This window comes from Haloarcula terrestris (genome assembly GCF_031624315.1).
GTDB classification, from domain to species: domain Archaea; phylum Halobacteriota; class Halobacteria; order Halobacteriales; family Haloarculaceae; genus Haloarcula; species Haloarcula terrestris.
The window spans coordinates 23,166-49,175 of the sequence record NZ_JAMQOM010000001.1 but is presented as its reverse complement, the minus strand read 5'-3'; the positions used below and the strand labels follow the sequence as shown (position 1 = coordinate 49,175).

Below are 26,010 nucleotides of genomic sequence, written 5' to 3'. Positions count from 1 at the left end.
TCTCCGAGACCCCGACCGCATATACGGCTCCGCATCCACGGTTCGCACACGATGGGATACGCCTGTCCAGTGTGTGAGGACCCGCAAGCCGACGACGTACATCTGGCGAACCACCTCGCGTTTACGGCGATGACCGGCGGCGACGACCACGAGGCGTGGCTCGACGAGCACGTCCCCGACTGGGGGCAACTCGGGGAGAGCGAACTCTCGACGGAAGTCATCGAATACGCCGAGGAAACGGAGTTCCCGCAGGTGTTCGAGGACACCGTCGACCGCAGCGACGAGGGTCACAGCCACGAACACGACCACGATCACGGGCACGGCGACGGTGACTTCCCGCAGGGCGCGGACCGTCACCGCGGGTCGAACGCCCTCAGCGACCACGACAGCGAGGTACTGGCCGAGGCACGGGACCTGACGCGGGAGATGTTGCGTGAGGGCGACGACGACACCACTGCCAGCGATGGGTCGGAGTCCGATGACGGCGCGGCCGACGACGGAGACGAAACCGAGTAGTCCCGCCGGCGGCAAGTGCTGGTATGGACACCGAGGGGCAGTTCGCGCCGGCATCGGCAGGCGAGGCCCGCGAGCGCTACGAGGCGCTCGGGCCGACGGCACAGGTGGTCGTCAAGGAAGTCGCGAAGGCGATGGGACTCGACGCCGAGGCCTACGAGGAGCGAGTCACCAGCGAGGTGGTCGAGACCGCCCGCGACGTGCTGTTCGCGGAATCGCTCGCGGTCCAGGTCGGGTCGATGGCCGAGTTCGAGGAGTGGCGCGCGGACACCGACTGCGAGGTGACGCTGGTCGGCGCGGAGAACGTCGACAACGTGGTCTGGCACGCCGCGTCCTTCGCAGAGCAGGCCGTCGCGGCGACGTTTCAGGACAAGCGCCGCGCAGCGATTGGGACGCTCCGCCGGCAGGCGTTCGGCCGTATCTATCGTGAGGTCGTCTGATGCGACCGGTCACACGGAACACCCTGCTCGGTATTATCGCCGTCGTCGTGCTGTTGCTGGCCCTGGGGGCGCTGCCGGGCTTTCTCAAGAGCGGTGATCCCTACTACGCCGTCGCCACCCCGACAGACGGCGAGTACAGCGTCGAGAACGGCACGGCAGTCAACTGGAGTACCCAGTCCGATCGGCGCTTCCCGTACACGAGCGGGGCGCTTGCCGACGCATCGCCGTCGGCGGCGGGGCAGTCCGACCCGTACTGGCGCGGACCGTTCGGATTCAAGGGTGCGTTCACCCACTCGCCGTTCGACGAACGCGACGCGCTCCGCCAGCAATATGGCGGCGCAGTGACCGACGACGGCGTCGTCGTCAGATACAACGGCACGTTTTACCACGTCGCGGTCCGACAGGACGTATGACCCGCGAACCCGCCCACGAGTGGCCCGTCGTCGAGAGCGAACGCGAGTACGAGACCGGCTGGTACACCGGCGGCTACGACCGGGTTCGCCAGCCCGACGGCTCCGAGAAGGACTATTACTGGGCCGAACTGCCCGATGCAGCCGTCGTCGTTGCCACGACCGGCGACGAACTCGTCATGGTCGACCAGTACCGCCCGACGATCCGCGAGCAGTGTCTCGAACTCCCCGCCGGCATCGTCGAGGACAACGAGTCCTACACGACCGCCGGCGCACGCGAACTCCGCGAGGAGACCGGCTTCGAGGCCGCCGGCGTCTCGCTCATCGAGGCGTTCTCGTGTTCGACCGGCGTGCTCCGGCACCGCCGCGGCATCGTCTTCGCTGAGGGGCTGGAGCCCGTCGACCGGGAGCTCGACGACAACGAGTTCCTCTCGGTGACGACGGTGCCCATCGACGAGGCGCTACAGGTCGCCCGCCGTGAACCGGCCAACGACGCGACTATCGAGGGAATCCTGCTGGCACAGGCTGACGGCTTGCTGTAGCCGGTGAAGGTTTAGGTATCGCCCGCTAGCGGCTGGATATGGACGGCGAAATCGACGCCGACGAACTGCAGTCACAACTCGAAGACGGGGCAGTACGGGTAGTCGACATCCGCTCACCGGGTGCGTTCGAACGGGGCCACATCCCCGAGAGCGAGAACGTCCCGTTCCCCTCGCTCGTCGACGAGGTCGAACAGTTCGAGGGCGACGACCGGATCGTGACGGTCTGTCCGCACGGGAAATCCAGCGTTCAGGCCGCCCGCCTCATCGCCTCGTACGAGGGATTCGACGGCGATGTCGTGAGCCTCGCACCCGGCCTCGACGGCTGGGAGGGGCCGCTGGAACGCGGTGCCGCTGACGAGGAACCGGCAGACGCTGTGACTGCTGAGGGAGATTCCGACGAGGGTCCTGCCGCACCGTTTTAGCCGCTGCTCGAACGTCGAAATGGTGGCTCAGGAAAAGTCCATCGTCACAAGGGGCTCAGCGGGGGTAACATCTCGTCATCGCCACCATCGGGCTGTAGCAAGCCGGGGCTGAAAAGCAACCCGTTCCTGGGGTGGCGGTTTAATCTACTGCGTAGTCTCTTTCCCGTTGCATAGAATCGACAGTGGCCGAGATAACGCAACAATCCTGACTGCTTCTACCGCCGTCGGCGAGCGGACCGACGTGTTTGGTCAGACGCAGTCGAACCGATACTACCGATCTCGGCTCACCCGACAATAGCCAAGAGCTACTACGAAACGAATTTCAATTTCTATCGAAATATTACTATTCGGACCCTCAGATGAGATCGCAATTCCAGAATAAACGGAAATTTTTTAATCAGGTGTGGTTCAAGCACACGCAATGAGAGACGGATACGATCTCCCGCCAGATGCACCAGGACAGTATATGCCGCTTCGGACCGACGAACGGATCCCGAAGGCGTACTTTCCAGACAAGCTCCCACCGACATTCGACCTGTCTGCTGACGTTATTGACGAAGTATCACGGGCGATGTGGTCCCTCGGTCGACTGGAGGGGCTTGGTAGTGAGATCGACAATCCAGGTGCTGTGTTCAGTTCGTTTGTCTACAAAGAAGCGGAACAGTCGTCGCAGGTCGAAGGAACAGCGGTGACTGTGTCTGACCTCTATCGATACGATGTCGACCAACTCCAGATTCGGGAGACAGTTGAGAGTGATCACGAGGCCGATGTCAGGGAGGCTCGAAACTACATTACCTCTCTTGACGATGCGATTTCGTTTCTCCAGACAGCCGGTATCGAACGGCAGAGCATCACGACGGAACTCATCAAGTCGCTTCACGAGCAGTTACTAAGTAGGGGACGGTCGGACGGAGAAGACCCATTACCGGGCGAATTTCGGCCTGGATACACCGCAATCGAAGAGGAGGGACCACGCGGCGTCGGGACACGGATTCGGTTCGTCCCGCCGAAGCCAGATACGGTTCCGGGACTGATGGACGATTTAACACGATTTGTCCAGCACGGTTCCGACTGGCCGGTCTTGGTCGATGTCGCAATCGCTCATTATCAGTTCGAAACGATCCATCCGTTCAAAGACGGGAACGGACGGGTGGGACGACTACTTGTCGTCCTCATGCTGGTCTCGAGTGGCATCCTCCACTATCCAATGCTCTATCTCAGTTCGTACATCGAACGACACAGAACGGAATACGCCGACAGATTGCTTGCCGTGAGCGAGGACGGTGACTGGGACGGGTGGCTTCAGTTCTTCCTCCGGGGTATCCGCGAGCAAGCAGAAGAGGCGTTCGTCCGAGCAAAATTGCTCATCGACAAGCGGAACGAGTACGAGTCTCGATACTCGGACGCAGCGAAATCTGTCCGTCGCCTCTCGCTTGCACTGTTCGAAGATCCGTATGTTACCGTCCGAGAAGCCAGCGAACGAATCGACGTGGTGTATCAGACGGCAAACAACGCTATCGAAACACTCGCAATGGATGGCGTTGTGGAGGAAGTAACCGGAAACGACCAGAACCGCGTCTTCAGAGCTACCGAACTCATGGATATCGTCGAACGGCCAGTGAACCAACTGCCCGAGTCCCGCAAACTTGTCGATGTTGAGCAGGCGTGGAAGCTACCCGAGCGATGAGTCACCTCCGGTCGCTGTAGCCGTTGCTTTGTCTTACTCGGTCGCTTCCGTCGCTTCGAGGAGCGCTGATGTGATTGCGCTTTTCCGGTGTGACACTAACAGATGGGAATAGATGTCCGTCTGCGTCGCCCTATTGAGGGAGCACAGCGGGCAACTGACAGTTTCGTCGGTGCGGCTCTCAGTAGCCCCCTCGGAGGCAGTTGCAGGCATACGCGTCGATAAACAGCTGTCAACTATATAACTGTTGTGTGGCGACAAGTTATTAAGTTGTTAACACTCCGCCATACCGCAACACAGTAGTGTCGACTCGAATGTCAGTATTCAGGAGTACAGATGCCTATATCTACATCCAGTCAGTATTGTCTCGGTCATAACACAGTGTTGAATTACTCATAGTACCAGCGAGTGGAAGGCTGACCCTGCATGGGCTGGGACCCGACTGAATATATCGATAGTATCAGCTATATACTGAACATATAAAATAACTATACGTTGATCTGTGACTTTCCGGTCGAATATCCCGTGTCTGACACCGAGACAAGCCAGCCGCGAACCGAGCAGGCACTCGCCGACGTGCAGCGAGAGATCGACTGTATCGAGGCTGAACTGACCGCTTTCAGTCGCTTTCGGACCAGAATCGTCGCTATCGAACCAACGGTCCCCGCAGCGGGGGCCGTCGATGCGTCGGCGGGCGGGGTGTCGGCACTCGGTGCCCACCAGCCGAAACCCGACGCCAGCCTGCGTGCAGTCCGAGCTGCCTACCGAGAGACGGTCATGGCTGTGCCACACTTCGAAGCCGAATACGACGATTCGCTGGAAGCGAACATGTCGACGGAGTTCGGGCCGGAACTGGGCACGCAGATCGCTACGGGCACACGCCTGACACCGCAGCTGTACGAGGCACTGCTGACCGCAAGCGAGGACGCCCGCGACGAGCGCGAGACGCTGCTGCCGGCGCTCGAACGGGAGCGCGAGTCGCTCCAGTCGGTGCGGAACAAACTCGACGACTGTGAGCGCCGGGCGGCCGCCCTCGGTTCGAACGCACGCCGGACGACCGAGCCCGCTCGCCTCGACGATATTGACGACCAGCTGGCCGAAATCGAATCCGACTGCGAGACGGTGGCAGCGACCCGCCAGCGGCAACTCCACAGCCGGTCGGCCGCTGCTCTCTCGGGTATCGACGGGACCAGTCTCGTCCGGTATCTCTACGGCGACCGTTCGGTGACGTGTCCGGCACTTGCCGACATCGTCGCCTGCCTCGATACGATCAGGCGACACCGCCGGCACTGTCTGGTGTCGACGAGCTGAGGTCGGCGAGACGACCGACTGGCGTTTCTTCGTGGTGGCCGGTACTGTCGCTCTCTCAGGACTGTGGTCGCGGTGCCGCTTTCTGAAGCGCGCTCTCGGCGATGTTGCCGCCGTAGTCGGCGGTCCGTGACAGCGAGTCGACGACGAGGCCAAGGACCTGTGCGCTCTGTGGATCGAACTCGCGGATCTCCCCGTCGACTTCGCGGGCTGTTTCGTCGACATCGGGGATCCGGCTCCGAGCCTCGTTTGCCAGTTTGACGGCTTCATCGGAGTCTTCGGTCAACAGGGCGTCCATCGCTGTCTCGGGGACCGCGATGGCCTCAGCCTCCAGTTGGTCGAGCAGGTCGGCGGTTTCGCCGGTGATCTCCCCGATCTCCTGGGAGAGACTGGCGATCTTGGTGGCGTGGTCGGCGATGCGTTCCAGCTGGCGGGCGCTGGACTGGAAATCGAACACCGTCTCCCGGGGGAAGCCGATCTCATCGGCCGCCGTCGGGTTCCGCAGGACGGTACGGAACACGCGCGAGACCATGTACCAGAGCCGATCCACGTCGTCGTCGCGTTGCATCACGTCCGCTGCGAGGTCGTCGTTGTCCTCAATGAGTGCCTCGACGGCGTCCGAAAGCATCGTCAGCGAGACCAGCCGCATGCGCGTGATAGCGTTGTGGACCGACAGTTCAGAGGAATCAAGCAGGTCCTGCAGGACGACCCGGTCGGTCGTCTCCTCGATCATCTCAAGACCGACAAGCCCCTGCGTGGCGTCGCGGATGATGCGTCGCTGTTCGGCGGTAATACGTGAAGCTTCGAGCTGGATGATGTCGAAGCCGCTGACGTACATCGTCATCACTGCCCGCGTGAGTTCGTGCCTGTTTTCCAGTCCCTCCACGTTGAGACTCCCCTCTACGCGGCCGTTGTCCCGCTGGGGGGCGAGCAACAGCAGGTCCCGCTCGGCGTGGAACTCGACGACGCTGCCCGCGCTCACGTCGTTTTCTGTCGCCCACTCTTTGGGTAGTGAGACGGTGTATGTCGACCCGCCAGTCACCTGGACCTTGCGTGTCTCCATGTGACTGGCACTCGTTCACGGGATGATATAAATCCACTCATATCTATATACTGTATTGGAGTTCTAATATTTGGGGACATATTCGCCGGCTAAGTGCCGTTGAATCGATGATATTCCCCGGTGAAGCCGGCTCAGAATAGCTAATACGACCTTATCTGAGTGTCTCCTCATACGGGATGTATTCAGGCAGAGAACGGCTCAATTACGGTGAATACGATTATATATTTTCGTCTGTTCGGGAGTGTTTAACACACTACAACTATATAGTAATATGCCAAACGATATAGGGATCTTAGCAGGTTACTTATTAACCGTCCTGCTGGACTCTGGTGATGGCACGCGACCCAACGCGACTGTCAGACCGGGTATCACGGCGGAAATTCATCGCAACGACAGGTGCGACCAGTATCGCTGCAATCGCTGGCTGTTCCAGTGGGAGCAGCGACACAGAGTCGGACGGCAGCTCCGGCGGGAACACGGCCACCGAGGCGTCGACGGAGATGGAATCGACCGAGACGGAAGAGACGGAGCAGACCGATGAGGGTGGCAGCTCCAGTGACACCAGCGCGCTCGAATCCGGCGGTTCCTCGACGGTGTACCCCATCGCCAACACCGCGGCGTCCTACTGGAACGCCAACCGGCCGGCCAGCGACACGGAGTACTGGCCCCACAGCGAGTACGACATTGACACGGACCAGAACCTCGCGGATTACTGGGCCGGCCTGTACGGCTTCGAAGCCGGCGGCGAGGAGGGCCCGCCGTTCCAGTTCACCGTCGGCCTCTCCCACTCCGGGACCGGCGTCGAGAAGGTCATGAATGGCCAGAACGACATCGGGAACTCCTCCGGGAACGTCGAGGACGAACTGCCGGACCGTGACTCCTACGAGAGCTTCGTCGACCACGTCGTCGGCGTCGACGGCCAGCCGCTGGTCGTCTCCCAGGAGATCGCCGACGCCGGTGTCGAGCAGATCACCGGTGACCAGCTCAAGGGCCTCTACAAGGGCGAAATCACCAACTGGAGCGAACTCGGCGGTCCGGACCGCGAGATTCAGGTGCTGGGTCGCGTCAAGGGTTCGGGAACGCGCACCTCGTTCGTCTCCAACGTCTTCGGCAACCCCGAAGAAGACACCAGCGTCGCCAACCGCTACGGGCAGAACCAGCGCCTCGCACAGGCCATCGCACAGGCCGACAACGCCATCAGCTACCTCGCGCTGGCGTTCATCGACACCGACGGGCTGGCCCCCATCGCCCTGGAGTGGGAAGGGACGACCTACGCCTACCAGGACGACGAGAACGGGCTCGATTCGAAGGCCTACCCGCTCTCCCGTGACCTCCACATGTACACGTGGGAAGGCACCTCGATGAAGGAGGCCGCGGTCATCAACATGATCCTCTCCGACTTCGGCCAGGACACCTTCGTCGCCCCGAACAACTACTTCAAGCTCAGCGCCCGCCGGCAGGAAGAACAGCGCGCGAAGCTCCCCGACCAGGTGTAATCGACCGCGACTGCGAACAGGTGGACGACTGTCGACCGTGTCGGTCGATTTTCCATACTATGACAGAGGACATACCTACGACGGAGAGCGAGACGGTGTCGAGCGGGGAGCGAGTCGACGGATCGACACTCGCTGTGGGCACGATAGCGACAACGCTGGTGGCGACGATTCTCGTCTTCCTGTTTCGGCCAGCCTTGGCGCTGCCAATCTTGCTTGCGTTCGTGTTTGTCACGGTGGTCGGCTGGATGACCTACCAGGCCGAAGTCGCGCGCCTGCTCACGCTGGTGGCGACGATTCTGACGGTGCTTACGGTCGCGTTCATTACGTTCTTCCTGTTCATGAGCGCGTTTCCGGCGTTTCTCGAACACGGGCTCGGTCTCCTCCTGATCCCTGAACAGGGCGGGGCGGTCCGCTGGTTCTTCTGGCTCGATACCGTCCTGCCGTCGGATTCGACGTACTGGAACCCGCTCAGCGGGGCCTACTCGCTGATACCGATGATCTGGGCGACAGTGGTCGTCACCATTATCGCTGGCGCAGTCGCGGGGCCGCTCGGCCTGTTCGGCGCGCTGTTCATCGCCGAAGTCGCCAGCGACCGCATGCGGGAACTCATCAAGCCCGGCGTGGAGATCTTGGCGGGCATCCCCTCCATCGTCTACGGGTTCATCGGCTTTCAGGTGCTGAACGGCTTCATCCAGACGAACTTCCTCGACGACGGGGCGAGCTTCCTCATCGCCGGCATCGTCGTGGGCGTGATGGCGCTGCCGACGGTCGTCTCCGTCGGCGAGGATGCTCTCTCTAGCGTCCCCCAGTCGATGGGCGATGGCTCCGTCGCCATGGGCGCGACCGAGTGGCAGACGATGAAGAGCATCTCCATCCCGGCGGCGTTCTCGGGCATCTCCGCGGCCGTCATCCTCGGCCTGGGCCGGGCCATCGGTGAGACGATGGCCGTCGCCGCCATCATGGCCTCGGGGACGCAGTTCGCCGACCCGCTGTTCGACATCTTCGACGCCAACGCGACGCTGACCAGCCTGATCGCGACCCAGTACGGGAGCGCGTCCGAAAGCACCGTCGACGTGCTGTTCGTCGCCGGCGTCATGCTGTTCGTCATCGTCGCCGGGATGAGCATCGTCTCGCAGTACATCGAGCGACGCATGCAGCGGAAACTGAAGGGGCAACAATGAGTGACGCCTACGCGACCACGGACCGACTCGTCAGTGCGGACTCGAACAGCTACGACCGGGGACTTGACGCGGCAATCGCGCTCAGCATTATCGGCTTCACGCTCGGGCTCGTTACGCTCGTGAACCTGGTCCCGCCCGGTGCCAGTGGCGGTTCCCTCACCACGGCGCTCGGGACGCTGCTGGCTGTCGTCGTCGGGGCAGTCGGGATCACCGGCCTCGCCTCCTCCACCAACGTCGTCCCGGTCACCTCACAGCGGGTGCGGGGCATCGGGCTGGGCCTCGTCGTCTCGATGGTCGCGCTGACTGTTCTCGCGGCAGTCCTTCCGGTGACGATGGCGACGCTGCTGGGAACCGTGTTGCTGGTGGAGGCGCTGGCTATCACTGCCGCCGGCGTCACTTCCCGACTCGAACTCGTGGACACGGAACCGAACATGAGCGCCGGGCTGCTCTCCGGCGTGGTCTTCGGCGCTATCGGCCTCGCCATGGGCGCGGCCGTCGGGGGTGCCCTCGCCGGGTTCGGCTCGCTCCTGTGGCTCGTCGGCGCTGTCGTCGCCGGCCTCGGACTGTTCCTGCTGGCGATTCTCCCCCGCGAGGACCTCGGCTCGACGCTCCCGACGGCGCTTGTCGTCGGCGCGCTCGGGCTCACAATCGTGACCGGCACTATCGGCGTCGGCTGGCAGTGGAGCCCACAGACCCTTTCCGGCGGCTTCACCGGCGGCGCGGTCATCCCCGTGTTCCTCCTGGTCGGGACGCTCCTGTCGGCCTGGTCGGCCGCGAAATGTCGAGCCGGGTTCGGTGCCCGGGGCCGCGAGTACGGGGCCTTCCTCGTCATCAACCTCAACGCCTTCCTGATGGTCGCCGTGATGGCGACGATCGTCGTGTTCGTGGCCATCAAGGGCGTCGGCTACGCGATCCACGGGTTCTCGGTCGGCGCGCTGACCGCACTGGTCCTGCTGACGCCTGCACTCCTCGCCGCGATCCAGTTCGCCCGGTCGCCCGCGGGCACGAACGACTGGCACACCGGCGCTCGACAGCTGTTCCGGGTCCTCCCGCTGGCGACGGTCGGCGCTCTCGCCGCGGTGTTTGCGAGCGTGCCTCTCACCGGATCCCCGCTGCGCTATCCGTTCACCTACACGGTACTCGTCAACCGACAGGAGCAGTCAATCGACACGGCAATCGCGGTAACGCCCGACACGACGGTCGGGACGCTCCTGCTGATCGCGCCGGCGCTGTTGCTCGCGGTCCTCTTCTTCCGTTCGTTCGGCTCGCTCCGGAAGGTCGGGACGGAGTCCGAGCGGACCGGGTCGATCCGACAGGCTGTCCCGACCGCGGTCCTCGCACTCGTCGTGCTTCTCGGCCTCTTCCTGCTGCTCGGTCCCGCTCCGCTCGGCCTGCCCCTCGGTGGCACGCTCGGCCTCGTGGCCGTCGTCGCTGGTGCGGTCGCGGCTGGCGGCCTCGCCGTCTACCCACTTGTCGGCGTGCTCGCAAGCGACGGACCGACGCTGGCTGACAGCGCACAGCGCGAGGCCCCGCGGTTCACGCTGGGGGTGTTCGGCGGGCTCGGATTACTACTGGCCGCGCTGTTGCTCCAGCCCGTCGCCGGCGTCAATCCGCGGGTCGGCCCGGTGAACCTCGTGCCGGCGGTGGCGTTCGCGGCCGCCGTCGCCTCACTGGCGCTGGCGACGCTCACGACCGTCGCAAAGCGCTCCAGCGAGGAGCCGATCACCCGCCGGCTGCTGACCGAGGAGACGCGGCTCGGCCTCGTCGGCGCGGCCGGCTTCACCGCGTTGGTGGGCCTGCACGTGGCCGCGACCGGCGTCTCGTTCACCGTGCTCGGCGTCTCTGTCTCGAACGCGGGCAGCCTCTCCTGGCCGATGGTGATGCAGGCCTACATCCCGCTTGGGGCCGAGCCCGGCGGGATCATGCCCGCGATCGTCGGCACGGTGTGGCTGGTCGTCGGCGCGACGCTGTTCGCCGTCCCGCTGGGGGTCGGTGCGGCGGTGTTCCTCACCGAGTACGCCGAGCAGGGCCGGTTCACCGCCCTCGTCGAAATCGCGACGAACGCGCTCTGGTCCACGCCGAGCATCGTCTTCGGCCTGTTCGGGGCCGCGTTCCTGATTCCGCGACTCGGCGGCGACGAGTCGCTCATGGCCGGAATGTTGGTGCTTGGATTCATGCTCCTGCCGCTGGTCCTTATCACCTCGCGGGAGTCTATCAAGGCCGTCCCCGACGAGTACCGGGACGCCAGTGCGGCGCTTGGCGTGACCCGGTGGGAGACGATCAAAAGCGTCGTCCTGCCGGCGGCGATGCCGGGGGTCATCACCGGCGTCATCCTCGGCGTCGGCCGCATTGCCGGCGAGACTGCCCCGCTCATCCTCGTGCTCGGGTCGACGCTGAACGCGACGGCTGCCGTCAACGTTATCGACGGCTTCCGCTTCGTCTCGGGGCCACCGTTCATCGCCAACGACGCCTTGCTGACGGCCTCGGCGTCACTGCCGACGCAGGTGTGGGCCGTCATCGCGGCGGGGGTGTCGGGGTCCCCCCAGATGGGGTGGGCGACGGCCTTCATCCTGCTGATGGTCGTGCTGACGTTCTACGCGGTCGGTATCACGGCGCGGACGTACTTCCGGAGGAAACTCAACTATGAGTGATAGCATCAACACGGAGCCGAGCACGGAGACGCAAACGAACAGCGAGCAGACGGTCACGACCGCCTCGCCCAACACTGAGACGACGGCCGGCGAGAGCGACGAGCAGGTCCGCGAGGAGTGGCGGCGGTACGAGTTCGACGGCAACGCGAAGCTCTCGGTCGAAAACCTCGATGTCTGGTACGGCGATGACCACGCGCTGAAAGACGTTTCAATGGAGATCCCCGAAAACAGCGTCACGGCGCTCATCGGGCCATCCGGCTGCGGGAAGTCGACGTACCTGCGGTGTCTGAACCGCATGAACGACCGCATTAAGGCCGCCCGCATCGACGGCTCGGTCGAACTCGAAGGCACCGAGATCTACGATCCCAACGCCAACCTCGTCGAACTCCGCAAACGCATCGGGATGGTGTTCCAGTCGCCGAACCCGTTCCCGAAGTCCATCCGGGAGAACATCTCGTATGGCCCGCGCAAACACGGCGACATCAACAAGGGCCTGCTCGCGCGCCTGTTCGGCCGCGACGACACGGAAAAGGAGGGCGAACTCGTCGAACGCTCGCTGAAACAGGCCGCGCTGTGGGACGAGGTCAGCGACCGCTTAGACGACAACGCGCTGGGCCTCTCGGGCGGGCAGCAACAGCGGCTCTGCATCGCCCGCTGTCTGGCTGTCGACCCCGAAGTCATCCTGATGGACGAGCCGGCATCCGCCCTCGACCCCATCGCAACCTCGAAAATCGAGGACCTCGTCGAGGAGTTGTCGAAGAACTACACCGTCGTCATCGTCACCCACAACATGCAGCAGGCGGCGCGTATCTCCGACCAGACCGCCGTCTTCCTCACCGGTGGCGAACTCGTCGAGTACGACGACACGGACAAGATATTCGAGAACCCCGAGAGCCAGCGCGTCGAGGACTACATCACCGGCAAGTTCGGGTGACCCATGTCGCGCGAGTCGTACCAGCAGCAACTGGACGAACTCCGGGCGAACGTGGTCGATATGGGTGACCTCGTCGTCGAGCGCCTCGAAGCGGCGCTTACCGCCCTTCGAACGGTCGACCTGGACACCGCACAGTCGATCATCGACGGCGACGACGACATAAACGAGCTGTATCTGGACCTCGAAGCTGACTGTATCGACCTCTTTGCCCTCCAGCAGCCGGTCGCTACCGATCTCCGTTTTATCGCTGCGTCGTTCAAGATCATCACCGACCTCGAACGCGTCGGTGACCTCGCGACGAACCTCGCAGCCTACGCGCAGTCGGCCGACCAGCGGCTCGGCCTCGAAATCGATGTCGATACTATCGGCCGGGAGGCCACTGAGATGGTCGAGCGCAGCATCGACGCCTACGAACGGGAGGATATCGAGGCATGTCGTGCCATCGCGGCTGACGACGACGAACTCGATACGCTGTGCCAGCGGGCCAGTGAGACCGTCGCCCGGGACCTCATCGAGCGGGAGGCCGACAGCGACGACGGCTGGGCAGTCGAGCAACTCCTCGACGATGTCTCACGGCTCCTCCTAACCGTACGGGACCTCGAACGCGTCGGCGACCACGCCGTCAACATCGCCGCACGCACGCTGTACCTGGTCGAAACTGATTCGGAACTCATCTACTAAGCATGGAAACCCGAAAGATACAGACCGTCGGCGGCGGGACCTACACTGTTTCGCTGCCCAAAGAATGGGCCGAGTCGGAAGGCTGCACGGCCGGGACGACGATCAATCTCCACACGCACATCGACGGCCTACTGGTGATCCAGACCCCCGAGTCCCAGACGGGGGCGCGGAACCGCGTCACGCTCGAAGCCGGAACCGAGGACCCGGCCGAGATAGAGCAGTTGCTCCGGGCAGCCTACGCCGCCGGCGTCGAGTCCGTCGTCCTCGAAGTCCCCGACGGCTACACCGACGACCAACTCCGGGCTATCGAACGGGTCACGCGGAACCTGACCGGCGTGACCGTTGCCGAGGAGACCGAGACGGCGGTGACGGTCCAGACGCTGCTCGATGCCGGCGAGGTATCCGTCAGGCAGTCGGTCCGCCAGCTCCAGTTCGTCGCGCTGTCGATGCACCGGGACGCGATGGCCGCGCTCACGGCCGGGACGACCAGCGACCGGTGGGCCGACCGCGACGAGCAGGCCGACCGGCTGTACGCCATGATCGACCGCTACTTCGAGCGGGGCCTGGCACGGCTCGACGAGATCGACGCGCTCGGGCTGACACGCTCGGAACTGTTCAGCCTCTGGGTGACCGCGAACGAACTCGAACGGGTGGCCGACCACGCCGAACGAATCGGCACTATCGCTGACCGGCTCGACGGCCAGCCCGCAGGCACCATCGTCACGGCCCTCGACGATATCGCCCGGGACGTTCGGACTGTCGTCGAGGACGCCGTCCGCATCATCATCGACGACGCCTGCGTCGCCACCGCCCGACAGACCCTCGCCAAGCGCCGGGCCGTGCGCCAGCGGATAACCGACCTCGACCGACAGCTGTTCGAAGCCGGCGACGCCGACTACCGGCTCACACGCGCTCTCGATAGCCTCTCCAGAACGGCCGAACACGGCGGCAACATCGCCGAGTTCGGGCTCCGGATGGCCGTTCGCGACGGCGCACTCGCCGATTCCGCGACCGGCACCGACGACGCGGACACGTCAGGGTCGGCGGCCGAGACGGAGTCCTGACACGTCCGGTTCCACTTTCAGGCAGTCACCCGGCAGTATCCTTTTGCGATTGCGAATAGTAGTGCTGGCATGGCCAAGCGTGATACGCGTCGGATCGTTCACGAGCGCCTGGACGAGCCACATATCTCCGGGCGGCGGATCAGTGTTCGGCAAATATACGCACTTGTCGAAGACCGCGGCGAGGACCCTGTGGCTGTGGCCGACCGCTACGATTTAGATGTCGCTTCTGTCTACCACGCGCTTGCGTATTACCACGACCATCCACGCGAAATGCGCGCCGTAGAACAGGAACGGGACGACGCGATGGAAACGATCCGTAGCGAAATCGACCGGCCTGCGGGTGTCGAACCCGATCCTGGCCGCAATGAGTGAATGGCGCTTCTTGCTTGACGAGAATATAGACCCGAAGACCGCCACTTACCTTCAGAAAGAAGACCTGGCTGCTGAACACGTCCGTGACGCGCTCTGGCAGGGGGCCGCAGACGAGACCGATGTCCTCCCGTATGCACTGGAACGTGACTGTATTGTCGTCACCAGTGATGTCACGGATTTCGGTCGTCTCCCCGCGGAGTCTCATGCAGGAATTGTCCTCTTGTACGACGACACAATGCCGGCGTATCAGGTCGCTTCGGGCCTTATCGAAATGGTCGATGCGTATCCCGGGCGTGGGGCGTTTCCCGGACGCGAAGAACTCGATGCGTGGGTATGAGTGTCTTCGGAACCTACCGCTCCGGAATCGTCAGCCCGCACATATCCGCCGGATGCAAGCACACAAGACCCGTCGGCTCCGAGACCCGCTATGGTCGACTGGGACGTGTACCTCGTCACGCAGGCGTCGCTCTCCGCGGGCCGGTCAACCGACGAAATCGTCGCAGCCGCTATCGAGGGCGGTGTCGGCGTTGTTCAGCTCCGCGAGAAGGACCGAACGGCGCGCGAACGGTACGAAATCGGCCGAAAAATCCGAAAACTGACCCGCGAGTCCGGGGTCACGTTCGTCGTCAACGACCGGGTGGACCTCGCGCAGGCCCTCGACGCCGACGGGGTCCACCTCGGTGACGACGACCTCTCTGTTTCTGTCGCCCGCGATCTGCTGGGCGACGATGCGCTCATCGGCCGCTCCGTCTCGACCGTCGACGATGCCCGGGAAGCGGCGGCGGCCGGCGCGGACTACCTCGGCGTGGGCGCGGTGTTTGCCACCGGCTCGAAAGACGACATCGACGACGAGGAACACGCTGTCGGCACTGACCGCGTCGCCGCAATCGCTGAGGCGGTGGACATTCCCTTCGTCGGTATCGGCGGCATCACAGCCGAGAACGCTACCGAGGTGGTCGAAGCCGGGGCCGACGGTGTGGCTGTTATCACAGCGATCACGAAGGCCGACGACCCGGCCGCGGCAACGGCAGAGCTGCGGAATGCCGTCGAGCGCGGCCGCTAACCGTCTTTTAACCCCGCTCGGACTGAGCCAAGTGCGTTTCTCGCGGTTCTCCGTGGACCACTGACGTTGACCGGTAGCTGCGAAAGTATTATATTAGCGAACACTAATATTAGAGTATACTAATATGTCTGCAGACAGGCCAGAGACACAGTCTCCCGAGCGGGACAGCCAGGAATCGACCTGCTGTCCGTCGGTCGACCACTCACTGTCGGAAGATGACCTCGCCGCGGACGTACAGACGCTCGCGACGCTCGGGACGGATACCCGCTACGAGGCGCTGCGGCTGATCGCCGGAGCCGACGAGGCAGTGTGCGTCTGCGAGCTAGAGCCGGCCCTCGGTGTGAGCCAGGGCGCAGTCAGTCAGGCACTCTCGCGGCTGTTCAGCGCAGGTCTGGTCGAACGACGGAAAGAGGGCCGCTGGCGGTACTACACCGCGACGCGGCGAGCCCAGCGACTCCTGGGCGTCCTTGACGAGACGAGAGAGGGAGCGAGCGACTAACGCAAACCAATGCAGCAACCACCGACAATTCCGCGGAAACGTCCCGGGCTGAATCCGACGTGGCGGCGAATCGTAGCGAGCTATGCGCTGGTACTCGCGTTTTTTGTGCTGCTGTGGGCGATTAGCCAGCCGCTGGTCGGTCTCGGGACCCTCGCGGCGCTCGCAGCGCTGTTCGTCGGCGCGAGACGCGCCGTAAGACTGCGACGCTGTTTCTACAACTGCGACGCGCTCACGCTCAGGCCGTTCGGGAGCGTCCACATCACGATCAGCCAGGTCGAGAACTCTAACTGACTACGCTGAGTTCCGCAGTTTCTCACGGAGTTGTCGCTCGTCGACGTGGTATTTGAATGCCGGCGATCCGTCGACGAAGACGTAGGGGACGCGCTCGCCGTACTCCTCGCGGAGGGCGGGGTCCTCGTCAACGTCGACGAGATCCAGCGCGACGCCGATCCCCTCGTCGTCGGCGACCCGTTCGATGGTCTCGATGGCCTCCGCACAGAGATGGCAGTCCTCGCGGGTGTAGACGGTGACCGACACGTCGCTCATCACCGGAAATACAGTGACGACAGCATAAGACTCTCACCCTCTGCCGGCGATGGGTTTCAGTGTCTCGCGCTCGTACCCACGGTGATGACAGGCTGGACTGCCGAGGACATGCCCTCGCTGACGGACCGAACCGTGGTCGTAACTGGCGCGAACAGCGGACTGGGGCTCGAAGGCTCGGAGGCGTTCGCTCGCAAGGGCGCGACGGTGGTGATGGCCTGCCGAAGCGTCGAGCGCGGTGAATCGGCGGCCGCGGAGATCCGCGGCGCCGTTCCCGACGCGACGCTGGACGTTCGCGAGTGTGATCTGGGTGACCTGGCGAACGTCGAGGCGTTCGCTGACGGCCTGCACGAGGACTATGACGCCGTCGATGTCCTCTGTAACAACGCCGGCGTCATGGCGATCCCCCGGAGCGAGACCGCCGACGGCTTCGAGACCCAGTTCGGCGTCAACCATCTGGGACACTTCGCCCTGACCGGACACCTGCTCGACCTGCTCCGGGCCGCCGACGGCGAATCCCGGATCGTCACACAGTCGAGCGGCGCTCACGAGATGGGCGAGATCGACTTCGACGACCTCCAGCACGAGCGTTCCTACGGCAAGTGGGACGCCTACGGCCAGAGCAAGCTCGCCAACCTCCTCTTTGCCTACGAACTCCAGCGCCGCCTCGGCAACCACGGCTGGGACAACGTAATCAGCGTCACCTGCCACCCGGGCTACGCCGACACGGACCTGCAGTTCAAAGGACCACGCGAGATGGGGTCGACGCTCCGAACTGCGTTCATGGGCATCGCCAACGCCGTATTCGCCCAGTCCGCCGAACAGGGCGCGCTGCCGATGCTGTACGCCGCTACCGCGGACGATGTTATCGGCGGGGAGTACGTCGGTCCCGGCGGTCTGTTCGACATGCGTGGTGCACCAGAGTTCCAGCAGTCCAACGAGGCCTCCCGCGATGAGGCGACTGCCGAACGGCTCTGGGCGGTCTCGACTGACCTCACCGGCGTCGAGTACGACTTCGAGAGCGCCTGAGAACGGCCGATGGCGCAGCTCCGGCGCGAACGGAGTCGGCAATCCCTACTTTTTCACACCCGGAACGTGAACCCCGGCGATACATGCAACCAGTCGAGATTGCTGTCAGACTGCTTGCTGGCCTCGCCCTGATCCTCGCAAACGGCTTCTTCGTCGCTATCGAGTTCGCGCTGACGAGAGCCAGACAGTACACCGAATCGGAGTTCGACGAGCCCGGCCTCCGTCGGGCCTGGGAGATGACCGACGACCTGGAGATCTACCTGACGAGCTGTCAGGTCGGCATCACCGCCTCCAGTATCGCCGTCGGTATCATCGCCGAACCGGCGCTGGCGGCCATCTTCGAGCCGTACTTCCAGTCGTCGGTCCTGGCCGGCGTCGGCCTCGGTGGTGCGATTGCCTTCCTCCTCATTAACCTCGTCCACCTGACCCACGGTGAGCAGACGCCCACGTATCTCGGCGTCGAGCGCGCGAAGTTCGTCTGCCGGTACGGCGCGACGCCGTTGTACTACTTCGCGTGGGTCATCTCACCGATCATCAAGGTCGGTGACGGGGTCGCCAAGTGGACGCTGGGGCTGTTCGGCGTCGAGATGTCCGGCGCGTGGCTCGAAACCGAGGTCGACACCTTCGAATCCCGCGCGGAATTGCGCAACGAACTGGGTTCTGTCCTCGACCGCGGCGACGTGTCCGACGAGCGCCGCGAGGAGGTGCTGGCGGCGTTTCAGGTCGGCGACCGCGAGGTCGGTGCGGTGATGGTGTCCCGGGACGACATCGTCGCGCTGTCGCCAACCGACGACGACGCGACCAACGCCGAGCGCATCGCCGAGACGCCACACACCCGCTACCCGCTCGTCGGCGAGACGCTCGAAGACTTCATCGGGATCGTCTACATTCCCGCCCTCGTCGACGAGCGCGAGGAGCAGGCCGGCGATGGCGGTCTGCTGGACGGCATCGACCTCGAAGCTGTCGCCTCGCCACCGATGACGATGTCGCCGGACACGACCGTCAGCGACGCTATCGACCAGTTCCAGGCCCAACGCCAGGAACTCGCGTTCGTGCTGGATGGCGGTGAAGTCGTCGGGCTGGTGACGGTCACGGACCTGCTGGAGGAGGTCGTCGGGGACATACAGGACCCGATGGACGCCGAGGCCGGTGTCGACTGACGCTGAAAGCATTTACCGTTCGCTCGGGAACCGACGACCATGCCCTCCCGCCGGACCGTCCTCGCAGTTGCCTGTACGCTCGTTGCCGGGTGTTCCGGACCCAGCGACGACCCCTCGGAAGGAGCTACGACGACAGCGACGCCAGCCCCGGTCGTGCTGTCACCGGTCGATGCCGCGGCCGTACCCGAAACGGCGACCGCTGGCGTCGTTTCGGAAGCAGCCGAGGAACTCGAAGCGGCCACCCGCGACGCTTCGGGGGGCCAGATGTCCCACGAGTGGGCACACGTACTTCGCGAATTCGACTGCTTTGCGTTCGATGGTACGACGTACGCAGTCGTCGAGCGGACCAGCGGCTCAGGTGGGTACGTTAAACAGTACAGCGTGACCGAAATCGACGGGCCGAGGAACAAATCGGCAGTTCGCGTGGGCGACCTCCCGGACAGCGACCGCCGCGCCGTCACTGACGCGATAGCATCGGGGAAGCACCGGTACGACTCCGACGAGGGCGGCTTCGAACCAACGAATTCGGTGTACGTCTACAACGGGTCCTATTACGCGTTCACGCTGGAAGTCACCGGTGACAAGCCGATCGTAGTCAGGTACGCGGTCGAAGAGACGGACGACAACTGGTGTGTGGCGCTCGAACCGCTGCCAGTCGATGATACCCAGGTCGAGACGCTCGATACGGCGCTCCGGTCCGACGGGGAGCGGGCTGTCACTGGGACGCTGGCTCGGACACTCGCGGATTCGGGTGTGGGGTTCGTCCTTCGGGACGGTTCCTGTTACGAACTGTCTGTTCCGGCCGACCGAACCGGGTCCTGAGACGGCTACCGCGGCGGCGTGTAGAAGTTGACCGTTTCCAGCGGCTCGTTCCTGTCGTTTTCGATGCCGTGGCGCTCGCCGGTCTCGATCCGCTGGGTGTCACCGTCGACAGTGACGACACCGGTGCCGCCGACCACGAACAGCCACTGGTCGCTGTCGGCGTGGTAGTTCTCCGGTCCGCCGACGGACCGGCCCGTCTTGACGGTCATCTCCGCGGCCTATGCTTCGTCGGTCTCCATGACGACCTCGAAGTAGCGGTCGAAATCGAGGTGTGCCCGCTCCATACGGGGCGGTCTGTCTGTACCGTAGAGTGACTTTCGGGAAAGTGACCTTCGGGGCTCAATCCCTCCCCGCGAGACTCCCGACCCGGCCAGTGAGCCGGGCCGCGATACCCTCGAAGTGGGCGGTGCTCCAGCCCGCAACGATGAATGCGCCGACCGTGTTGAACACGAGATCGTTCACGATGTCGCCCGTTCCGTACTGGGCGAGGACGGCCTCGCCGCCGACAACTGACGCGAGGCCGCCGCTGGCGAACTCCAGGATCTCCCAGCCGACGCCCACCGCGAGGACGAACAGGACGACGAAGGTCGCGCGGAACTCGCGGTTGAAATCGACTGCCCGGGAGTGGCGTTCGACAGCCCGTGCGACCGCGTATCCCACGCCGGCTATGAGCGACGCCGAAACGGCATGGGTCAGGCTGTCGTACCAGCCAAACGCCTCGTACAGTTCGAACGCGCCGGCCGCGTGCAGGGTCGACGCCACTGTGATCCACAGCACGAGGCCGGTGTCCATCGCGTAGTCGTACTGCCGGCGGAACAGTGCCGGCAGGAACGTTATCGCCAGCGGGCCGCCGCTGTTGACGAACAGCGTCGCGTTGCCCCGAACGAGCGCGAATACGGCTATTGCCCCCAGAACAGCCTGTAGCGCCCGGACCGCGAGGCGGTGGTGCTGGCCGTCTCCGGGAATAGATGCTCCTGAGTGGTCACCTGCCGAGGAATCCGGTTTCGACACGCGCAGCCGGGCGATACGGTCCGACTGCTCGAAGTACAGTTCGAACACGACGCCGGCGACGATACCGGCGGCTGCTGCGGTGACGAGATCCCACATCAACTCGGTCTGTCCGTCGAGGAACGCGGTCCCCAGTAGCGTATCGGCCGCGTAGATACCGACCGCCCAGACGCCGGCGACGGCCATCGTCACGACGACCACGAACACGGTTGCGAACCGCGGCGTCATCGTCAGCGAGGTACACGCATCGAGAACGACGGCCAGCAATAGCGCGACCCCGGCGATCACGAGAAACGGCGTGACCTGCGGGAAGCCGCCGAACACCCGGACGAGCACCGGCACCGCGACCAGGCCGAGCAACTCCGCAGGGACCGTCGTCTCAAGGTCTCGCGTGGCGAACGGAACCCCGACTGCGATAGCAACGAGGAGCGCCGTGAGTACTGCCCAATCAAACTCGCCGCCGGCCGCGAACCGTCCGACGCCACCCACGAGAACGCCGGTGACCGTCCATGCACCGAGCGCGTCGAGGCGGTGGGGGCCGATGAGAGACTGTAGCGAAACCATCACTGGATCGGGATACGACTCGAGCCGTAATCAAAGCATGGCGGTTTCCTGCCACCCTGCCCGCTGCGTTCTGCTCGTGCGGCCGCTGTCACGCGACTGACTGACGACTGTCTGACGAGGATATATCTCTCTGGCCGTCCCACTCCCCGTAATCAATGGACGAAGCGTTTCTGGACCTCGAAGCGATCGAAGTCGAACTGGACGAGGAGGTGCTTGATGCGATCGACGAGAAGGCGTTCGCCGACCACCGCGACAACCGGGACGCCGCGGTCCGGGACCTGCTCGACGAATGGCTGAAACAGCGTGCCGCCGACGACGGCGACGAGAGCAGCTGAACACGCCTGTAGCCGTTTAGTATACCGTGACGGTCGCGCCGACCTCGGGCGCTGTCGCGTCGTAGCCGTCCTCGCGGAGCGTTTCTGCAAACGCCCCACAGCGGTCGCCGTGGTTCACGACTACCGGCGTGTCACGGTAGCTTTCGAGGTACTCCAGCAGGCCGTCGCGGTCGGCGTGTGCCGAGAAGTCGTACTGTTCGACCCGCGCGCTGACGGGCATAACCCGGCCGTCGATTTCGGCGCTGCCGGTCTCTATGAGGTCCCGTCCCGGCGTCCCCTCGACCTGGTAGCCGGTCATCGTGATCTTGTTCATCGGATTGGCCCGGATTTCTGGGATGTACGTCATCGCCGGGCCGCCCGAGAGCATCCCGCTGGTGGTGACGATTGCCGCCTTCTGGTCGGTGATGCGCTTGCGCTGGCCGTCCTTGCCCGTGACGAACCGGGCGTGGGATTTCGCCCGCTGGAGCGCGTCCGCGTCGCGGACGAACGCGGGGTACTGCCCGAGCATCTCGGTCACTTCCTTGCCCATTCCGTCGACGTAACACGGGATGTCGTGGGCTTCGCAGATGAGCAGCATCTCCTGGGTCCGGCCGATGGCGAACGCCGGGACAACGACTGTCCCGCCCTCCCAGAGTGTCGTTTCGACGCTCTCGACGAATCGGTCCTCGACCGTCTCTCGGGGTTCGTGCTCGACATCGGAATACGTGCTCTCACAGATGATCGCGTCCGCATCGGGGCGCGCCGTCGTCCCCGAGACGAGGCGCTGGTCGTCGGTGTGGAAATCGCCCGTGTAGAGGAGCCGCGTCTCGCCGTCGTCCACGAGGACGTGTGCGCTCCCCGGAATGTGGCCGGCGTTGTAGAACGTGACCTCGTAGCCGGCGGCCTCGAACGACTCCCGGTAGCCGTGGGTCTCCGACACCTGCGTGACCCGTCTGACGTTGGTCTCGGTGAACGGGCAGTTGAGCGTCCCGCCGTGGAGTTTGAGCGTGTCCCGCGCGAGTGTCATCGCCAGTTCGTAGGTCGGCGGCGTCCAGTGAATCGGCGGCCGCGCATCGCCCGACACCAGCGCCGGAATATTCCCAACGTGATCGAGGTGGCCGTGGGAAACGACGACGGCGTCCGGCGACGGCGTTCGAACCGGGAACTGCGGCGGCGAGTCGGTCAGCATCCCGAAATCAAGTAAAAGTGACTCGTTGATGAGGACGGCGCTCCGACCGATCTCACCCGCGCCGCCGAGAAACTGCACATCCATTATACGAGCGGAGGCGACCTGTCCGTTTCCGTCCGTCGGTTTGCCCGGGCTACGTCGACCGTCCCCGGTCGGCCGGGATATTCATGAATTAGAACACCATGGTATATCGGGCTGTAGCGGCCATGCGCAGTCAGAACGATATTCTCGAATATCACATTGTGTGTGCGTAACATGTCGGTTGGGCAGTGCTACCACACTAGCATAAACAATTATTATACTCCGGATCGATAGTCTATCTGTCATGGCGACACGCCAGCAAACACCGACGACGTACCACACGTGCAGTTGCGGTGAGGAGTTTGACACGACGGAGGAACTCCTTGAACACGCACGAGAGGCACACGGGCTTAGCGTACACTGACTGGCGTCACGCCGTTTTTTTAGACGCAGAAACAGCACACAGCGACGCGTCAGGAGGTCTTGTCGATGTCCTCTCGCACGCTGAACCGCGCGTAGCCGCCGTGTGAGAGGTCCAGTGCACCCAGCCACCAGTTCCATCGCTCGGCGAGTCGATAGTCCTCGGGCGCGTCCGCGAGGTTGTCGAGAACATCTTCCACCGTCAGCTCCGCGCCGAAATCGGTCACGAACTGATCCGCCTCCGAGAGGTCCCGTGCCTGCCTGGCCACGACGGTAACGATGTCGGGGTCGGCGTCGAAGGCGTCGCGGAGTTCCCGTTCGAGTTCCTTTCGGTCCACAACCGGGTGTAAGATGCTCGTCTGACTTGAATGTACGGTTGGTCAGCGAGCTAGTAGTTCCGTCGTAGCTGATGGCTTGAACCGCTGGAAAGCGCCGCGTCATTGCTACCGACCGGCCCGTCTTACTGCGCTCTGCTACCGGCGCTGCGGTTACGCCGCTGCCCGAACGCGGTGAAAAATTCGAAACCGGGCTGACTGCGGTGTCGCTTACTCAGCTTCGCTCTGCTTCACGGGTCGCCCTGTGGGCTCCCCGTTCCACTACGAGGTCGACGACTGAGCGGAGCGACGGAGTCGGCCTCGCCTTTCTCCGCGGCTCCCGTTGGTCGCCGCTTCGATTCGAGGCTTCGTGCGCTTCGCTTACTCAGCCTCGCCCTTCTCAATCGGCGCACCAACCAGATTGCCCCATTCGGTCCAGGAGCCGTCGTAGTTGATGGTGTCCTCGTAGCCCAGCAGTTCGTGCAGGGCGAACCAGGCAACGGAGGAGCGCTCACCGATGCGGCAGTAGGCGACCGTCGTGGAGTCGCCGTCGATGCCGTACTCGGCGTAGAGCTCTTCGAGTTCGTCGTAGTCCTTGAACGTCCCGTCGTCGTTGGTGACGGCCGCCCAGGAGATGTTCTGTGCGCCGGGCACGTGGCCGCCGCGCTGGGCGGTCTCCTGGAGTCCAGGAGGTGCGAGGATCTCGCCGGAGAACTCCTCAGGCGAGCGAACGTCGACGAGCGGCAATTCGCGCTCGATGGCGTTCTCGACATCCTCTCGGTAGGCGCGGATGGACTCGCGCGGGCCGGCAGCTTCGTAGTCGACCGCGGAGAACTCGGGCACTTCGTCGGTGAGTTCGTAGTCGTTCTCGACCCAGTACTCGCGGCCGCCGTCGAGCAGCTTCACGTCGTCGTGGCCGTAGTACTTGAACTGCCAATATGTGTAGGCGGCGAACCAGTTGGAGTTGTCACCGTAGAGGACGACCGTCGAGTCCTCGCTGATGCCGTGAGACCCGAGCAGGTCCTCGAAGTCGCCCTTGTCGAGGATGTCCCGTGTGGTCTGGTCCTGCAGGTCCGTCTCCCAGTTGAAGCCGATCGCGCCGGGCGCGTGGCTCTCGTCGTACAGTTCCGTGTCGACATCCACCTCTACCAGTCGGTGGGCGGGGTCGTCGCTCTGGAACTCGTCCAGGTGCTCGCTGACCCAGTCGGCCGAGACGAGCACGTCGTTAGCGTATTCAGTCATAATGCATCGAAGCGTAAGTCTACCAGACATATATTACCACGACTTTCGGCATGTTCGGCCACTCGTCCACCCTGACGGCATATATTGCCCCTACTGGAAAGTATAGAAATATAACACGTCGCCGGTGTCGCGGACACGAAACCATGGAATGGCATGTCCGACCGCGTATCGGGCAACCTCCCCGCAAGAACAAGCAATATTTGCAACCACCTTCGACCGGAGGCGATGAGAGCGTTCAAGCGACCGGAGCGGCAACGCCACGACAATGACTGATTTCGTCTCCGCGGAGTGGGTAGCCAGCCAGGGTGAGGCCATCCGAATCGTCGACGTGCGCGACGCCTGGGAGTACGACGGGCTGGGTCACCTCCCCGGTGCGGTGAGCGTCCCCTTCGATTCGTTCCGTGCGGACGAACACGGCGCGGAGTCCGACGACGGCGACGGGATGCTCCCCGACGAGGACGACTGGGCACAGCTGCTCTCGGAGGCTGGCATCACGCCGGAGAGCGAGATTGTCGCCTACGACGACCACCACGGCGTCTTCGCCGCGCGGTTTCTGGTCACCGCGGAACTGCTGGGTCACGACCCCGAGCGCCTGCACCTCCTCGACGGCGACTTCTCCAGTTGGCAACTCGAACGGGAAACGACGAGCGAGACGCCGGCCGTCGAACCCACTGACTACGGGGTGACACGACCCGATTCGACGCCACTGGTCGGCCCGGACGTGGTCGCCGACGCGGGGGACGACCCCGACGCGGTGCTGGTCGATACCCGCGAGGACGAGGAGTACGACGCGGGCCACATCCCCGGTGCGGTCCTGCTGGACTGGCGGGACCTCGTCGACGACGAGACGCGCGGCCTGCTCCCGCGGGAGGAAGCGCTGTCCGTGCTCGAACGTGCGGGCATCGTCCCCGAGAAACGTGTCGTCCTCTACTGCAACACCGCCCGGCGGATCAGCCACACGTACGTCGTCCTCCGGCATCTCGGCTTCGAGCGGGTGGATTTCTACGAGGGGAGCCTCACCGAGTGGGAAGCACAGGGGCGGCCCCTGGAGACGAACTGAC

The 26,010-nt window shown here is 63.9% G+C and carries 30 protein-coding genes; 23 read left to right on the top strand and 7 right to left on the bottom strand.

Annotated features, from left to right (window positions below):
- The first annotated feature begins 51 nt into the window (after positions 1-51).
- The 7 genes from NDI54_RS00275 (at position 52) to NDI54_RS00245 (ending at position 5,322) form a co-directional block, all read left to right on the top strand.
- Positions 52-516, top strand: coding sequence for a DUF5810 domain-containing protein (locus tag NDI54_RS00275; RefSeq protein ID WP_310894499.1), 465 nt, complete (start codon positions 52-54; stop codon positions 514-516).
- A gap of 23 nt (positions 517-539) precedes the next feature.
- Complete coding sequence (locus NDI54_RS00270; RefSeq protein WP_310894498.1) at positions 540-953, top strand: DUF5809 family protein; 414 nt, start codon at positions 540-542, stop codon at positions 951-953.
- Positions 953-1,366, top strand: a complete 414-nt coding sequence (locus NDI54_RS00265; RefSeq protein WP_310894497.1) for a hypothetical protein — start codon at positions 953-955, stop codon at positions 1,364-1,366. Before NDI54_RS00270 ends, NDI54_RS00265 begins: the two co-directional genes overlap by 1 nt.
- Entirely contained in the window at positions 1,363-1,905 is a 543-nt protein-coding gene (locus tag NDI54_RS00260) for an NUDIX hydrolase (protein ID WP_310894496.1), read from the top strand. Before NDI54_RS00265 ends, NDI54_RS00260 begins: the two co-directional genes overlap by 4 nt.
- Before the next feature lie 38 nt (positions 1,906-1,943).
- Positions 1,944-2,327 carry a rhodanese-like domain-containing protein gene (locus tag NDI54_RS00255; protein WP_310894495.1) on the top strand — a complete coding sequence of 128 codons (384 nt, stop codon included), beginning with the start codon at positions 1,944-1,946 and terminating at the stop codon, positions 2,325-2,327.
- A 421-nt stretch (positions 2,328-2,748) separates the two neighbouring features.
- A complete protein-coding gene (locus tag NDI54_RS00250) occupies positions 2,749-4,014 on the top strand; it encodes a Fic family protein (protein WP_310894494.1) in 1,266 nt (421 codons plus the stop codon).
- Between the two features lie 522 nt (positions 4,015-4,536).
- A complete protein-coding gene (locus NDI54_RS00245; RefSeq protein ID WP_310894493.1) occupies positions 4,537-5,322 on the top strand; it encodes a DUF7260 family protein in 786 nt (261 codons plus the stop codon).
- Between the two features lie 55 nt (positions 5,323-5,377).
- Here NDI54_RS00245 and NDI54_RS00240 read toward each other — a convergent pair whose 3' ends face one another.
- The gene (locus tag NDI54_RS00240) at positions 5,378-6,382 is read right to left on the bottom strand and encodes a PhoU domain-containing protein (protein WP_310894492.1); all 1,005 of its coding nucleotides are present in this window, start codon (positions 6,380-6,382) and stop codon (positions 5,378-5,380) included.
- A 332-nt stretch (positions 6,383-6,714) separates the two neighbouring features.
- On the opposite strand from NDI54_RS00240, the gene NDI54_RS00235 reads away from it, so the two are divergent.
- From NDI54_RS00235 to NDI54_RS00185, 11 genes are all read left to right on the top strand, one after another.
- A complete protein-coding gene (locus tag NDI54_RS00235) occupies positions 6,715-7,878 on the top strand; it encodes a PstS family phosphate ABC transporter substrate-binding protein (protein WP_310894491.1) in 1,164 nt (387 codons plus the stop codon).
- A gap of 59 nt (positions 7,879-7,937) precedes the next feature.
- The gene (gene pstC / locus NDI54_RS00230) at positions 7,938-9,059 is read left to right on the top strand and encodes a phosphate ABC transporter permease subunit PstC (protein ID WP_310894490.1); all 1,122 of its coding nucleotides are present in this window, start codon (positions 7,938-7,940) and stop codon (positions 9,057-9,059) included.
- Complete coding sequence (gene pstA / locus NDI54_RS00225) at positions 9,056-11,710, top strand: phosphate ABC transporter permease PstA (RefSeq protein WP_310894489.1); 2,655 nt, start codon at positions 9,056-9,058, stop codon at positions 11,708-11,710. Before pstC ends, pstA begins: the two co-directional genes overlap by 4 nt.
- Positions 11,703-12,644: a phosphate ABC transporter ATP-binding protein PstB gene (gene pstB / locus NDI54_RS00220; protein WP_310894488.1), complete on the top strand. Its 942-nt coding sequence runs from the start codon at positions 11,703-11,705 to the stop codon at positions 12,642-12,644. The genes pstA and pstB overlap by 8 nt, the downstream gene beginning before the upstream one ends.
- Positions 12,645-12,647: 3 nt before the next feature.
- Positions 12,648-13,325, top strand: coding sequence for a phosphate signaling complex protein PhoU (phoU, locus tag NDI54_RS00215; protein ID WP_310894487.1), 678 nt, complete (start codon positions 12,648-12,650; stop codon positions 13,323-13,325).
- Positions 13,326-13,327: 2 nt separating this feature from the next.
- Positions 13,328-14,389 (top strand): PhoU domain-containing protein, encoded by a 1,062-nt coding sequence (locus NDI54_RS00210; RefSeq protein ID WP_310894486.1) that lies wholly within the window; start codon positions 13,328-13,330, stop codon positions 14,387-14,389.
- A 69-nt stretch (positions 14,390-14,458) separates the two neighbouring features.
- The gene (locus NDI54_RS00205) at positions 14,459-14,761 is read left to right on the top strand and encodes a DUF433 domain-containing protein (RefSeq protein ID WP_310894485.1); all 303 of its coding nucleotides are present in this window, start codon (positions 14,459-14,461) and stop codon (positions 14,759-14,761) included.
- A complete protein-coding gene (locus NDI54_RS00200) occupies positions 14,754-15,098 on the top strand; it encodes a DUF5615 family PIN-like protein (protein ID WP_310894484.1) in 345 nt (114 codons plus the stop codon). The genes NDI54_RS00205 and NDI54_RS00200 overlap by 8 nt, the downstream gene beginning before the upstream one ends.
- 90 nt (positions 15,099-15,188) lie before the next feature.
- Complete coding sequence (gene thiE / locus NDI54_RS00195; protein WP_310894483.1) at positions 15,189-15,824, top strand: thiamine phosphate synthase; 636 nt, start codon at positions 15,189-15,191, stop codon at positions 15,822-15,824.
- Between the two features lie 124 nt (positions 15,825-15,948).
- Positions 15,949-16,323, top strand: a complete 375-nt coding sequence (locus NDI54_RS00190) for an ArsR/SmtB family transcription factor (RefSeq protein ID WP_310894482.1) — start codon at positions 15,949-15,951, stop codon at positions 16,321-16,323.
- A 9-nt stretch (positions 16,324-16,332) separates the two neighbouring features.
- Positions 16,333-16,614 (top strand): flagellar motor protein MotB, encoded by a 282-nt coding sequence (locus tag NDI54_RS00185; RefSeq protein ID WP_310894481.1) that lies wholly within the window; start codon positions 16,333-16,335, stop codon positions 16,612-16,614.
- Here NDI54_RS00185 and NDI54_RS00180 read toward each other — a convergent pair whose 3' ends face one another.
- Positions 16,615-16,869, bottom strand: coding sequence for a glutaredoxin family protein (locus tag NDI54_RS00180; protein WP_310894480.1), 255 nt, complete (start codon positions 16,867-16,869; stop codon positions 16,615-16,617).
- Positions 16,870-16,953: 84 nt separating this feature from the next.
- On the opposite strand from NDI54_RS00180, the gene NDI54_RS00175 reads away from it, so the two are divergent.
- From NDI54_RS00175 to NDI54_RS00165, 3 genes are all read left to right on the top strand, one after another.
- Positions 16,954-17,895, top strand: coding sequence for an oxidoreductase (locus tag NDI54_RS00175; protein ID WP_310894479.1), 942 nt, complete (start codon positions 16,954-16,956; stop codon positions 17,893-17,895).
- An 83-nt stretch (positions 17,896-17,978) separates the two neighbouring features.
- Positions 17,979-19,055, top strand: a complete 1,077-nt coding sequence (locus NDI54_RS00170; protein WP_310894478.1) for a hemolysin family protein — start codon at positions 17,979-17,981, stop codon at positions 19,053-19,055.
- Between the two features lie 39 nt (positions 19,056-19,094).
- Positions 19,095-19,877, top strand: a complete 783-nt coding sequence (locus NDI54_RS00165) for a hypothetical protein (RefSeq protein ID WP_310894477.1) — start codon at positions 19,095-19,097, stop codon at positions 19,875-19,877.
- 5 nt (positions 19,878-19,882) lie between these two features.
- Here NDI54_RS00165 and NDI54_RS00160 read toward each other — a convergent pair whose 3' ends face one another.
- The gene (locus tag NDI54_RS00160) at positions 19,883-20,086 is read right to left on the bottom strand and encodes a cupin domain-containing protein (RefSeq protein ID WP_310894476.1); all 204 of its coding nucleotides are present in this window, start codon (positions 20,084-20,086) and stop codon (positions 19,883-19,885) included.
- A gap of 130 nt (positions 20,087-20,216) precedes the next feature.
- Positions 20,217-21,449 (bottom strand): hypothetical protein, encoded by a 1,233-nt coding sequence (locus NDI54_RS00155; RefSeq protein ID WP_310894475.1) that lies wholly within the window; start codon positions 21,447-21,449, stop codon positions 20,217-20,219.
- Between the two features lie 155 nt (positions 21,450-21,604).
- Here NDI54_RS00155 and NDI54_RS00150 point away from each other — a divergent pair, with 155 nt between their 5' ends.
- Entirely contained in the window at positions 21,605-21,784 is a 180-nt protein-coding gene (locus NDI54_RS00150) for a ribbon-helix-helix protein, CopG family (protein WP_310894474.1), read from the top strand.
- Between the two features lie 16 nt (positions 21,785-21,800).
- Here NDI54_RS00150 and NDI54_RS00145 read toward each other — a convergent pair whose 3' ends face one another.
- The 3 genes from NDI54_RS00145 to NDI54_RS00135 form a co-directional block, all read right to left on the bottom strand.
- On the bottom strand, positions 21,801-23,036 hold the full coding sequence (locus tag NDI54_RS00145; RefSeq protein ID WP_310894473.1) for an MBL fold metallo-hydrolase: 1,236 nt from the start codon (positions 23,034-23,036) through the stop codon (positions 21,801-21,803).
- Positions 23,037-23,446: 410 nt separating this feature from the next.
- A complete protein-coding gene (locus tag NDI54_RS00140) occupies positions 23,447-23,731 on the bottom strand; it encodes a hypothetical protein (RefSeq protein WP_310894472.1) in 285 nt (94 codons plus the stop codon).
- 357 nt (positions 23,732-24,088) lie between these two features.
- Positions 24,089-24,949 (bottom strand): sulfurtransferase, encoded by an 861-nt coding sequence (locus NDI54_RS00135; RefSeq protein WP_310894471.1) that lies wholly within the window; start codon positions 24,947-24,949, stop codon positions 24,089-24,091.
- Between the two features lie 265 nt (positions 24,950-25,214).
- On the opposite strand from NDI54_RS00135, the gene NDI54_RS00130 reads away from it, so the two are divergent.
- Complete coding sequence (locus NDI54_RS00130) at positions 25,215-26,009, top strand: sulfurtransferase (protein WP_310894470.1); 795 nt, start codon at positions 25,215-25,217, stop codon at positions 26,007-26,009.
- Position 26,010: the final 1 nt, after the last annotated feature.

Bases quoted from the DNA above. Each gene is read 5' to 3' on its own strand.
- NDI54_RS00175 (WP_310894479.1), top strand. From the start codon at position 16,954: ATGACAGGCTGGACTGCCGAGGACATGCCCTCGCTGACGGACCGAACC.
- NDI54_RS00155 (WP_310894475.1), bottom strand. From the start codon at position 21,449: ATGGTTTCGCTACAGTCTCTCATCGGCCCCCACCGCCTCGACGCGCTC.
- NDI54_RS00180 (WP_310894480.1), bottom strand. From the start codon at position 16,869: ATGAGCGACGTGTCGGTCACCGTCTACACCCGCGAGGACTGCCATCTC.
- NDI54_RS00235 (WP_310894491.1), top strand. From the start codon at position 6,715: ATGGCACGCGACCCAACGCGACTGTCAGACCGGGTATCACGGCGGAAA.
- thiE (WP_310894483.1), top strand. From the start codon at position 15,189: ATGGTCGACTGGGACGTGTACCTCGTCACGCAGGCGTCGCTCTCCGCG.
- NDI54_RS00150 (WP_310894474.1), top strand. From the start codon at position 21,605: ATGGACGAAGCGTTTCTGGACCTCGAAGCGATCGAAGTCGAACTGGAC.
- NDI54_RS00275 (WP_310894499.1), top strand. From the start codon at position 52: ATGGGATACGCCTGTCCAGTGTGTGAGGACCCGCAAGCCGACGACGTA.
- NDI54_RS00130 (WP_310894470.1), top strand. From the start codon at position 25,215: ATGACTGATTTCGTCTCCGCGGAGTGGGTAGCCAGCCAGGGTGAGGCC.
- pstA (WP_310894489.1), top strand. From the start codon at position 9,056: ATGAGTGACGCCTACGCGACCACGGACCGACTCGTCAGTGCGGACTCG.
- NDI54_RS00240 (WP_310894492.1), bottom strand. From the start codon at position 6,382: ATGGAGACACGCAAGGTCCAGGTGACTGGCGGGTCGACATACACCGTC.
- NDI54_RS00250 (WP_310894494.1), top strand. From the start codon at position 2,749: ATGAGAGACGGATACGATCTCCCGCCAGATGCACCAGGACAGTATATG.
- NDI54_RS00200 (WP_310894484.1), top strand. From the start codon at position 14,754: ATGAGTGAATGGCGCTTCTTGCTTGACGAGAATATAGACCCGAAGACC.
- NDI54_RS00260 (WP_310894496.1), top strand. From the start codon at position 1,363: ATGACCCGCGAACCCGCCCACGAGTGGCCCGTCGTCGAGAGCGAACGC.
- pstC (WP_310894490.1), top strand. From the start codon at position 7,938: ATGACAGAGGACATACCTACGACGGAGAGCGAGACGGTGTCGAGCGGG.
- NDI54_RS00145 (WP_310894473.1), bottom strand. From the start codon at position 23,036: ATGGATGTGCAGTTTCTCGGCGGCGCGGGTGAGATCGGTCGGAGCGCC.
- NDI54_RS00265 (WP_310894497.1), top strand. From the start codon at position 953: ATGCGACCGGTCACACGGAACACCCTGCTCGGTATTATCGCCGTCGTC.
- NDI54_RS00160 (WP_310894476.1), bottom strand. From the start codon at position 20,086: ATGACCGTCAAGACGGGCCGGTCCGTCGGCGGACCGGAGAACTACCAC.
- pstB (WP_310894488.1), top strand. From the start codon at position 11,703: ATGAGTGATAGCATCAACACGGAGCCGAGCACGGAGACGCAAACGAAC.
- NDI54_RS00210 (WP_310894486.1), top strand. From the start codon at position 13,328: ATGGAAACCCGAAAGATACAGACCGTCGGCGGCGGGACCTACACTGTT.
- phoU (WP_310894487.1), top strand. From the start codon at position 12,648: ATGTCGCGCGAGTCGTACCAGCAGCAACTGGACGAACTCCGGGCGAAC.
- NDI54_RS00190 (WP_310894482.1), top strand. From the start codon at position 15,949: ATGTCTGCAGACAGGCCAGAGACACAGTCTCCCGAGCGGGACAGCCAG.
- NDI54_RS00205 (WP_310894485.1), top strand. From the start codon at position 14,459: ATGGCCAAGCGTGATACGCGTCGGATCGTTCACGAGCGCCTGGACGAG.
- NDI54_RS00255 (WP_310894495.1), top strand. From the start codon at position 1,944: ATGGACGGCGAAATCGACGCCGACGAACTGCAGTCACAACTCGAAGAC.
- NDI54_RS00165 (WP_310894477.1), top strand. From the start codon at position 19,095: ATGCCCTCCCGCCGGACCGTCCTCGCAGTTGCCTGTACGCTCGTTGCC.
- NDI54_RS00170 (WP_310894478.1), top strand. From the start codon at position 17,979: ATGCAACCAGTCGAGATTGCTGTCAGACTGCTTGCTGGCCTCGCCCTG.
- NDI54_RS00270 (WP_310894498.1), top strand. From the start codon at position 540: ATGGACACCGAGGGGCAGTTCGCGCCGGCATCGGCAGGCGAGGCCCGC.
- NDI54_RS00135 (WP_310894471.1), bottom strand. From the start codon at position 24,949: ATGACTGAATACGCTAACGACGTGCTCGTCTCGGCCGACTGGGTCAGC.
- NDI54_RS00185 (WP_310894481.1), top strand. From the start codon at position 16,333: ATGCAGCAACCACCGACAATTCCGCGGAAACGTCCCGGGCTGAATCCG.